1 protein-coding gene is annotated in these 3823 nt (G+C 48.7%); it reads left to right on the top strand.

Translation table 11 applies throughout. The annotated features are described in order from the left end of the window. Positions 1-402 precede the first annotated feature (402 nt). A complete protein-coding gene (locus P5683_RS16430) occupies positions 403-3774 on the top strand; it encodes a Swt1 family HEPN domain-containing protein (RefSeq protein WP_315644964.1) in 3372 nt (1123 codons plus the stop codon). Positions 3775-3823: the final 49 nt, after the last annotated feature.

Raw genomic sequence — 3823 nt, 5'->3', positions numbered from 1 at the left:
GTTAGAAACCCGGTTTCTTTGAGAAACCGGGTTTCTTGACTTCTGGGGGGAAACTCGGTTGACTTGTTGGTGGGAAACCGGGTTTCTTGACTTCTGGGGGGGAAACCCAGTTGACTGGAGGCTGAGAAACTCGGCTTATTTGTGGCGGGTTAGAAACCCGGTTTCTTTGAGAAACCGGGTTTCTTGACTTCTGGGGGGAAACTCGGTTGACTTGTTGGTGGGAAACCGGGTTTCTTGACTTCTGGGGGGGAAACCCAGTTGACTGGAGGCTGAGAAACTCGGCTTATTTGTGGCGGGTTAGAAACCCGGTTTCTTTGAGAAACCGGGTTTCTTGACTTCAACAGGTGAACACAATTGGCGGTTTTGGCATATAATTGATCTCAATTACGCATCCTACCGATTATGGCTATCAGCAATCATGAGAGAGTTACTCGCGCTTTAAGGATACTCCAAGAAGGATTGTATCCCTTCGTGGAAAGGGAAATGCGATCGCATTATGGCGATAATCACTGGTTGACCGCCGCCAGTGCCTCCCTTTCCGATAGTTATGTTAACAATCGTAGCCGACAACCTGTTGAAAAGATTCTTAAAGAAGATCTCTATGCTCTGCTGATGGTCGTGTGGGAACATTGGAATGACGTATTTCGCCAAATTCTGGGAAGGAGTGAACGCAGCATTGTCAGCGAATTGCGCGATAACCGCAACCAATGGGCGCACCAAACCACTTTCTCGACTGATGATGCTTACCGTATCCTTGATAATATCAGCCGTCTGTTAACCGCTATTTCCGCCCCAGAAGCCAGCCAAGTCGAAAAAGAGAAAAATGAATTGATGCGATCGCGTTTTGAAGCGGAAGCCCGTCGCGAAAGAAGGAAAGTCACGGTAACCCCCACGGAAGGACAACCTCAAACCGGACTCAAACCCTGGCGAGAGATTGTTACACCTCATCCTGACGTGGCTGGCGGGACTTTCCAACAAGCAGAATTCGCCGCGGACTTATGGGAAGTATACCTCGATCAGGGGTCTGATGAATATAGAGACCCGACCGAATTTTATCGCCGCACTTACCTCACCGAAGGCCTAAAACAGCTTCTCAGTAATGCACTGCTACGGTTAACTGGTCAAGGGGGAGACCCGGTAATTGAATTGCAAACTAACTTCGGCGGCGGCAAAACTCACGCCCTGTTATCCCTCTATCACCTTTGCCAAGCCTGCCATATTCATAACTTACCAGGGATGGAAGAGATTTTTCAACAGGTGGGTATATCTCAACCTCCCCAAAATGTTAACGTGGCTGTGTTGGTGGGGAATAAACTGCCCCCCAGTGGCATTAAACCCTATGGAAAAGGCGATCGTAACCGTCCCCCCATAATTAAAACCCTCTGGGGGGAGTTGGCTTGGCAGTTGGGAGGACAAGAAGGTTATCAAATGTTGCGGGAGGCTGACGAAACGGCAACTAATCCCGGTGATATACTTAAACAACTGTTTAACCGCTTCTCCCCCTGTCTAATTCTGATTGATGAATGGGTCGCCTATGCTAGACAACTCCACGAAAAACCTGACGTGGTGGGGGGGAGTTTCGACACTCAATTCACTTTTGCCCAAACTTTGAGTGAGTCCGCCAAAAATGCTAAGGATACCCTGCTGGTGGTGAGTGTTCCCGCGTCGGATATTGAAAAAGGCGGCGAGAAGGGATACGAAGCGACCGACAGGCTGAAAAATGCGATCGGTCGGGTAGAGTCCCCTTGGCGACCTGCCAGCGCTGAAGAAGGTTTTGAAATCGTCCGGCGGCGCTTATTTCAGTCTACCACGGATACAACTCTCTTGGCTCAACGAGATGCGGTGATAGATACCTTTTGCAATATGTATCGGGAACATAGCCAGGAGTTTCCCACGGATACGAAGGAGGCTAACTATAAACGCCGTATGCGAGAGGCTTATCCTATTCACCCAGAATTGTTCGATCGCCTTTATGAGGACTGGTCGAGTTTAGATAAGTTTCAGCGGACCCGTGGGGTTTTGCGTCTCATGGCTAAGGTGATTCATACCCTATGGGAACGTAATGATGCTAATCTGTTGATTATGCCGGGAAATGTGCCGATGGATAACCTTCAGGTGCAGTCGGAACTTACCCGCTACCTGGAAGATAATTGGACTCCCATTATTGATAAAGATGTCGATGGACCATTATCTTTCCCCCTAGATCTCGATCGCCAATACCCGAATTTCGGCCGTTATTCCGCTTGTCGTCGCGTTACCCGCACTATCTACATGGGGTCAGCACCAACCCAGAAAGCTGCTAACCGTGGCTTAGAAGACCGTAGAATAAAGCTAGGTTGTGTGCAACCGGGAGAGGCGGCGGCGACTTTTGGGGACGCACTCCGACGACTCAGCGATCGCGCTACCTATCTCTATGTTGATAATAACCGCTACTGGATTTCCACTCAACCTAATGTTAACCGCACAGCCGCAGAAAGGGCTGATCAGTTTCTCGGTGAAGGCGATCGCTATTTGGTCGAGGAGGAAATTGTTAAACGTCTCAAAAAATTTGGCGATCGGGGTATCTTTACCACGGTTCATGTAGCCCCCCATTCTAGCGGGGATATCCCTGATGATAACCGCTCCGGTGTGCGTCTGATTATACTCCGCCCACAATTACCCCACAACCAAGGCTTAAATTTACAGAGTCCGGCTTGCAAATGGGTGGCTGATGTGTTAAACTACAGGGGGGAGACTCGCCGCTATTACCAAAATACCCTGGTGTTTTTGGCTCCTGATCAGAAAAAGTGGGAAAACCTGGAAAAAAAAGCCGCCCAATATCTCGCCTGGGAGTCCATTTGTCGCGAAAAGGAAGAGCTTAACCTAGATGCTTTTCAGGCTAAACAAGCGGACACCAAACTAAAGCAGTTTGATGATGATGTCCAAAAGGACATTTCCGAAACCTACCAATGGTTATTAGTCCCTGAACAACCAGACCCCAAAGAAGCGATCGCCTGGAAAACTATCCGCCTCCGTAATCTTGAGTCCTCCCCGACACTTAACGCCAGCAAAAAGGCGATCGACGAATCCCACCTCTCAGATACCTACGCCCCCCTAAACCTATATTTAGAGGTGTTGGCACCCTTCGTCTGGCGCGACAAAAACCACATCAGCCTACAGGAGATCTGGGAATATCTAACTAAATATCCCTATCTGCCCCGCCTCAAGGATGAACAGGTTTTGCTGAAAGCGATCGCCGACGGCGTATCCTCGACCGCTTGGAGTCAGTGGTTTGCCTACGCGGAAGGCTTCGATCCAGAAACCGGCACCTATCAGGGACTGAAAGCCGGGGAATCCATCAATCCTACAATAGCTCAAAATAGTTTAATTGTCAAGCCCGATGTAGCCCAAAAACAGTTACAACTGAGCCAGCAGCCCAGCCCCAATTCCTTGGAGCAATATTCCGCCCCCTCACCGGGTCAGGAAAGGGAGGTAAATGCGATCGTAGGGGAGGACATAAACCCCGGAAATTATAGAGTTTCCCCGGCTCAAAATCAGCCCCTAAGACGCTTTTACGGGGTGGTAGAAATTGAGGCTTTACGACTCAACAGAGACGCGGGAGTAATTAGCGATGAAGTCATTCAACATTTAATCTCTCTCAAAAACACCAAGGTAAAAATTACCCTAGAAATTCAGGCAGACATTCCCGACGGTATCCCGGAAAATGTAGCCCGGACAATTATGGAAAATTGCCAAACCCTAAAATTCCAGCAAAAAGGCTTGGAAACCAATTAATAATTAATAATTAATAATTAATAATTATTACCCTCGTAGCGTCCGAGGG

The organism is Limnospira sp. PMC 1279.21, assembly GCF_032349615.1.
In the GTDB taxonomy this organism is placed as follows: Bacteria; Cyanobacteriota; Cyanobacteriia; order Cyanobacteriales; family Microcoleaceae; genus Limnospira; species Limnospira fusiformis.
The sequence above is the reverse complement of the archived record's forward strand: the minus strand, read 5'-3'. Positions and strand labels throughout refer to the sequence as shown.